This is a genomic window from Abyssisolibacter sp. ZYX002 (genome assembly GCF_056892235.1).
Genome location: NZ_JARMXH010000015.1, coordinates 26,253 through 32,971, shown reverse-complemented (window position 1 = coordinate 32,971; position 6,719 = coordinate 26,253). Strand labels below are relative to the sequence as shown.

At 29.5% G+C, this 6,719-nt stretch carries 7 protein-coding genes and 1 riboswitch; of the genes, 6 read left to right on the top strand and 1 reads right to left on the bottom strand.

The genetic code is table 11. The features are described from left to right. Nucleotides 1-1,461, bottom strand: a 1,461-nt coding sequence (locus tag P3X86_RS20560) for a glycoside hydrolase family 18 protein (RefSeq protein ID WP_483294622.1), incomplete at its 3' end; no start/stop codon positions are given. A 272-nt stretch (nucleotides 1,462-1,733) separates the two neighbouring features. After that, a riboswitch (TPP riboswitch) is annotated at nucleotides 1,734-1,831 on the top strand. Nucleotides 1,832-1,880: 49 nt separating this feature from the next. Between P3X86_RS20560 and thiT the strand changes: the two genes are divergently transcribed. The 6 genes from thiT to P3X86_RS20530 all read left to right on the top strand — a co-directional run bounded on the left by thiT (nucleotide 1,881) and on the right by P3X86_RS20530 (nucleotide 6,679). Beyond that, entirely contained in the window at nucleotides 1,881-2,552 is a 672-nt protein-coding gene (gene thiT / locus P3X86_RS20555) for an energy-coupled thiamine transporter ThiT (RefSeq protein ID WP_483294621.1), read from the top strand. 332 nt (nucleotides 2,553-2,884) lie between these two features. Next, nucleotides 2,885-4,318: a Cys-rich peptide radical SAM maturase CcpM gene (ccpM, locus tag P3X86_RS20550; RefSeq protein WP_483294620.1), complete on the top strand. Its 1,434-nt coding sequence runs from the start codon at nucleotides 2,885-2,887 to the stop codon at nucleotides 4,316-4,318. 14 nt (nucleotides 4,319-4,332) lie between these two features. Then, nucleotides 4,333-5,469, top strand: a complete 1,137-nt coding sequence (locus tag P3X86_RS20545; RefSeq protein ID WP_483294619.1) for a TIGR04066 family peptide maturation system protein — start codon at nucleotides 4,333-4,335, stop codon at nucleotides 5,467-5,469. Then, nucleotides 5,469-5,744, top strand: a complete 276-nt coding sequence (locus tag P3X86_RS20540; protein WP_483294618.1) for a peptide maturation system acyl carrier-related protein — start codon at nucleotides 5,469-5,471, stop codon at nucleotides 5,742-5,744. The genes P3X86_RS20545 and P3X86_RS20540 overlap by 1 nt, the downstream gene beginning before the upstream one ends. 89 nt (nucleotides 5,745-5,833) lie before the next feature. Continuing rightward, nucleotides 5,834-6,007: a CLI_3235 family bacteriocin precursor gene (locus tag P3X86_RS20535; protein ID WP_483294617.1), complete on the top strand. Its 174-nt coding sequence runs from the start codon at nucleotides 5,834-5,836 to the stop codon at nucleotides 6,005-6,007. Nucleotides 6,008-6,538: 531 nt separating this feature from the next. Then, nucleotides 6,539-6,679, top strand: a complete 141-nt coding sequence (locus P3X86_RS20530; protein ID WP_483294616.1) for a hypothetical protein — start codon at nucleotides 6,539-6,541, stop codon at nucleotides 6,677-6,679. Nucleotides 6,680-6,719: the final 40 nt, after the last annotated feature.

Sequence of the window (6,719 nt, the reverse complement as noted above, 5' to 3'; positions counted from 1 at the left end):
TGTGTTAGTGATAGTACAATCATATGTGAAACCAGTGCCCCAAGAGCTAGAAACATTGTAAACAAGCTTATAGTCACCACTATTTACTGGCTCTGGTGTTGGCTTTGGCTCTGGTGTTGGCTTTGGTTCTGGCTTTGGTTCTGGCTTTGGTTCTGGTTTTGGTGTTGGTTTTGGCTCTGGTGTTGGATTAGGTACAGATTGTCCATTCATCAGTTTGTATGCTAAAGATGTCATAGGGAAACCTTGATTTTTAATATCTCCTGTTAGTTGCCATATAACTAAGCCACCATAACCGTTTTTATTAACAAAGTTACCACGTTCTGTAAGTGAAGTTTCATCTTCGTAGCTAAGAAACACCTTTTTTGCAGAATTATACAAATAAGGAACTTTAGCGTATGTGTCTCTGTATTTTTTCCATCCAGAAGTATTTTCTAGTTTTTTCAGTTCATAATATGGAACTTGTCCACCTGCTTTTGGATTTGATTGTATATCCCAAGAACCAGTATAATAACCAGTAGCAGTAGCATATAAACCATCGTTAGAAGAATTTACTTCTCCCCAGCCACGTGAATAGAAAGGTGTACCCACATTCAATTTATTAGAGGATATACCGTATTTTTCAGTAAATATTTTCATTGATTCTTCAGTAGTTAAATGCAAAGAAGCAGAAGGATCATTTGGATTTTTGTATATAGGTGAATGATGATTAGTTGTTTGTTCCCAAGCACCATGCATATCATAAGTCATGACATTTATAAAATCTAGATATTTACTATATTCTGTTGGATTAGTTAGGCTTATTTTCTCTTCACTTGCAGAAGCTGCTATAGTGAGCAATTTGCCAGTTAATCCATTAGCGTTATAAGCTGAGCGTAATTCTTTTAAAAGTAAAGTAAAGTTTTCTTTATCTTCTGGGCCGCCAGGACAACCTCTATCATATTGATCATATGGATCAGCAGAACGGTTTATACCTGGATATTCCCAATCAATATCAATACCATCAACAAAAGGATATTTTTTCAAGAAAGATATTACGCTGTTGATGAACTTCTTGCGATTTGTCTGATTTTTAGCCATAGAATGGAAATTTTCACCTCGTGTCCAACCTCCTACAGAGATAAAAAGTTTTACATTTGGATATTTTTCTTTGTAGTACTTGTATTCCCCAAGATGTCCTGCTAAACGGTTAGATGAATTCCATCCATCTGAATGAGGAAATGTTTTCTCAAAATCAGCAAAATTGTCAGTAGATACAAGATTATAATTTCTATCTACGGTAAAAAATGCATGATTGATATGGGTAACTTTATTCCAAGGGATATCACCAACGGACATATTCTGGTGATTAGCACCGTAGGTACCCCAATTTGGGAAATAAGCTACGACACGTTTACTTTTGGTAGGTTCTGCAAAAACAGAACTGGGGGTAAGAACCGATGTCACAAAAAGAGATAGCAACATCACATAAGTCAATAATTTTTTCATCAAATTCACTCCTTGTGCTGATATTTTGTTGTAAATGTTAAAATTAAACTGGGTTAGGTAAGAAGTTAACCCCATTATATATTAGACAAAAATGTAATACAATTAACGAGAAGTTACATGTAAATGACAATATAAGATAGTATATGACTATATTTTTACGTATTGATTACAAAAATTATAAGTGAATTACATCATTAGTATAAAAAAACTTGACAAATTGATGAAATTGATATAGATTATGTATGAACAAGAAAAGCTAGGGGAGCCATTAGGCTGAGAAGTTATTAACTGACCCTTAAGACCTGATACGGATAATGCCGGTGTAGGGAAGCATTGTAATAAGATATCTGTCTTACAGTTAATAATCTTCCTAGAGAAAAGAGGAGGATTTTTTTATGATTAAACAGTTTTTGGATGCTGTTAATAGTGGTAATATTACTGAAATAATGGCATCGACATTAGGACAAATACTTACAGCAATTATAGGTATAATACTCTTAATAGCAGCATTAGCTATAGGTAGCAAAAACAAGAAAATCAAGACCAAAGAATTAGTATACTGTGCATTAGCTATAGCTATAGCTATGGTGTTGTCACAAATTAAAATAGTTGAGTTACCACAAGGTGGGGCAATAACTCCGTTTAGTATGTTATTTGTGGTGTTGATTGGATACTGGTTTGGAGTTAAAACTGGTATAATGTGTGGCGTTGCGTATGGATTATTTAAATTGTCAATAGGAGGGTATGTAGTACATCCATTACAAATGCTATTGGATTATCCGTTAGCTTTTGGAGCTTTAGGATTAGCAGGTATATTTAGTAATTCATCAAATGGACTAATGAAAGGCCTTATAATAGGAGCTGGAGGTAGGTTCGTATTTCACTTCATAACAGGAGTAGTATACTTTGCTAGCTACGCTAAAGATTTTGGTTTTGCTACAGTACCATATTCATTTGGATACAATTTATCATATATAGCAGGAGAAGTGTTTTTAACAATAATAATACTTATCATACCAGCTGTTGATAAAGCGATGAAGCAAGTAAAGAAAGGCGCAAGTGCATAGATAAACAATATCTTAATAAATCTGCTACTAGATGACTTTGTCATCAACATAATAGGCTGTTGTAAGAGTTCAAGTTCAAGGCGTGTTAAAATTGAGTAGCAGAGCTTACTTAGAGGTAAGTGAGCAACGGAATTTTAACTACAACGCAGAAATTAGACTTTTGTCTACAGCCTGAGACTCGAATAATCGAGTCTTTTTTTATATATATTTGTCTTTTTCTTAAATTTAATTACAAAAATTTAAATTATTACATGCAAAATATTACAAAATTCTCAAAAACAATAGTGTATAATTTACACAATAGAACATAAAACATGCTCGGGAGGAAAAAAATGAAAGAAAGTAAACCGTTTATTCATTTATTTAAAACGCCATCTGGATATTATATATTTGATGTAAATACCAATTCTATAATAAAAACTAAGAAAGAAGTATATGGTGCATTAGAAAAAATTATGAGAGATAAACCATTAGATACTATAAAAGATGAGACACTAGAGATAATTAATAGTTTAAAAGAAAAAAAGTATTTGTCATCAAATAAAGTAAAAGAATTAGAGCATCCATTAACACAATATGTAGAATCAAGAATATATAATAAAATGAAAAAAATCACATTACAATTAACTCAAAATTGCAATTTAAGATGTTCATATTGTATATATGCAGATAACAAGAGCATTAATGATAAACAGAGAGTTCATTCAAATAAAAAAATGTCATTTGATATAGCTAAAAAGGCAATTGATTTACTGATAAATAATTCTAGAGACGAGCAAGTAATCAATGTAGGTTTTTATGGTGGAGAGCCAGTATTAGAATTTGATTTAATTAAGAAATGTGTATTATATGCAGAAGAAATAGCCGAAGGTAAAGATATTGAATTTTCCATAACAACAAATGGAACATTATTTAATACAGAAGTAATAGAGTTTTTTATGAAGCATGATATATTGTGTTTAATTAGTTTTGATGGACCAAAAGAAATTCATAATAGGCATAGAAAATTTGCAAACGGGGAAGGAAGCTTTGAAACTATTGAAAAAAATCTATTATTTATTAAAAAAAATTATCCAGAATATATGGATAAGATATCATTTAACGTAGTTATTAATCCACAGGATGATTATAAATGTATAAATGAGTTTTTTGTAGATTATGGGTATTTTAAAGAGACAAATGTTAGATCATCATTAATAGATGATTTATTTTTAGATGAAAAAACACAGATTACAGAGCAGTATGCAATAAATTCTAATTATGAGATATTTAAAATGTTTCTAAGCTACTTTAAAAAAATCGACCCAAAACACATCTCACCTATAGCAATTCAAGAATTAGAATCATTAAAAAGATTTGAAACAAACTTAGATAGAAGAGAGAAACTTGTTGATAAGACGGCACCATCAGGGCCATGTGTTCCTGGACAAATCAGGTTGTTTATCAATGCAGATGGCAATTTTTATCCGTGTGAAAGAGTAAGTGAAGTATCTAAAATGATGAAAATTGGGAACATAGATGAAGGTTTTAATATAGATCAAATCAAAAAATTGATAAATATTAGCCAATTGACTAGCGAGCAATGTAAAAATTGTTGGGCAATTACTCATTGCTTTTTATGTTGTAAACACGCAGATAATGGTACAGAATTACTGGGAGAATTAAAAAATAAGCATTGTGATATTGTTAAAAGAGTGACAGATAGAATGCTAAAAATGTATGTACAATTGGCAGAAATAAAAAAACAATACAAAGTCAATATATGATAAGGGGGATTACTATGAAAGAAAAGCTAATAATTTATCCATATAACTATGAGTTTGCATCTATTATAAGGAATGATTTGCTAAGCGAATACGAAATTGTACACTTAATAGCACCTAGAGGGTTTTCACTTACAGGAAAAGATGCAGGTATTGCTGATCATGGTAGTGCTATCAATATAGATGTTAAGACTAATCTAAAAGATCATATTGAAGAATGTGATACTGTATTAATTGCTGATTGTGTTGTTTTAGAGAACTTTAAGAAAACGATTTGTAAAAATATAGAAGATATATTAGCTAGTAAAAAAAATGTATTATGTACCATGACTTTAGAAGAAAATCAACTTAGAAAATACAAAAAATTAGCAGATGAGAACAACGTGTATTTTAAATACTATGGAGAATATCCAAATTATGATGTTGTAATAGATATGCAGTGGAAAAATTCTATATATGAGACAGAGGTGCCAGTTGTATTTGTACTAGGAGAGACAGAATATACAAATAAATATGAGATACAATTAATGCTAAAACAACAACTAAATAATATGGGCTATAAAGTTAGTCTTATAGGAAGTAGACATTATAGTGAACTATTTGGTGTAAGGGCTTTACCAAATTTTATGATAAGAGACGAAGTTAATGAGTCAGATAAAATAATACTATTTAATAGATTTTTAAAGATAGTTGAAAAGCAAGATGAACCGGATATTATAATAGTAGGAATCCCTGGTGGAATAATGACTCATAGTAAAAAATTCACGAATAGATTTGGATTACTAGCATATGAGCTGGCACAGGCAATAACACCTGATTTTGTTGTTCTGAGTCTATTATATAATGAAGTAGATAATAAATTTTATGAAGAAATTAACACATTAATGAAATATAGATTTGGTTTTGAAATAGATTGTTTCAATATATCCAATATACAATTAAATCAGCAAGCATCGTTAGATCAAAATAAGCTTATTTATGATTATATTGATTATGATTTTGTTGTTGATAAGAAACAAGAGATAGATGCAAATAAACATATATATCAGATATTTGATAAAAATGATAGATTAACTTTGGTAAATCAAATAATAGAAACACTATCAGATTATAGTGATAATCAAATAACTAATTTGGGAGGTATGCAGATATAATGGAAAAGCAAAATATAAAAGATATATTAGTCAAGTTAATATATGATTTGTTTGAGCTTGATATAACAAAGATAGATGATTATGAAAACAAGGAGTTATTAGGTTATGACATCAAATTTACTTCAATGCATCTATTGTATCTGTATTTTGAATGTGAAAAGAAATTCAAAATTAATATACCTCAAGAAGATATTTTAGAAGGTAAGTTTAATACTATTAATAATATTAGTGAAGTTATAAATAGATATATTGCCTGTGCTTTGCAGAAGTGTTAAAGATACATAAAGTGTATAACTATGAACTGTAGATCGCACTCATAATGAGTATGATTTATAAATTAATAGGCTCAAAAGGAGGTGAAAAAATGAAAAAATTAGGTAGAAAAAATGATATTCAAGAGAATACAATGCAAGGATTCAAAATACCTTGTAGTGGATGTGGTTCATGTAGTTGTGGATGTTCAGGAAATAAAAACTACCAAACTGACTTTAATAGTGATGATGTTCATGCATATGATCCAGTAGAGGAGTATAGATAGTTATAGAAAAAAAGGGCTGTTGCACTAAAAATTAATGCACAGCTCTTTTTTAGTATAGAAAATGTAGAACTAAAAAGACTACGATTTAGCCTAAAATTGTTTTATCAAATGTAACTGGTACTCTATCTGCAGTATCATATACTAAATGGTATGCTTAACGATGAGATGAGTCGTTGCCTGAAATAATTGATTGCCGTCTATTTAATTTTATAAGAACTAATTTGTCGACAAATTGGGAATATTGTAATATAAAGTTTCAAATTTGCACAAAAAATAATTGTTACAATAATTTAATAATTACAGAATATTCATAAAATTAGGACTATTACTAAAACATAGCCATAATTTACAACATAATATTATAGAAAATTACAAAAAAAATACTATAATACATAAAACAACAAAATCTTCAGACATTATATAGTATAATTTATACATAATAAATAAATGTGATGGTTTATGAAAAATACAATCATATTTTTAGTCCATGTAAAAGAAATAAATAAAACCAAATAAAAGGGGAGTTATAGTGTGAAAAAATTAAGAAAGAACAATAAAAGATCTAATCCAACATTAAGAGCAAACGTTGTTATATGTGAATGTAATAATCCACATGTTTATGGTGCGTATTACAATGAGCATGTATGGGGATTCTATCCTAAAGGAAAATAGTTATATCATTAGATTTAACAAGATAGTTTCAAAAATTGAA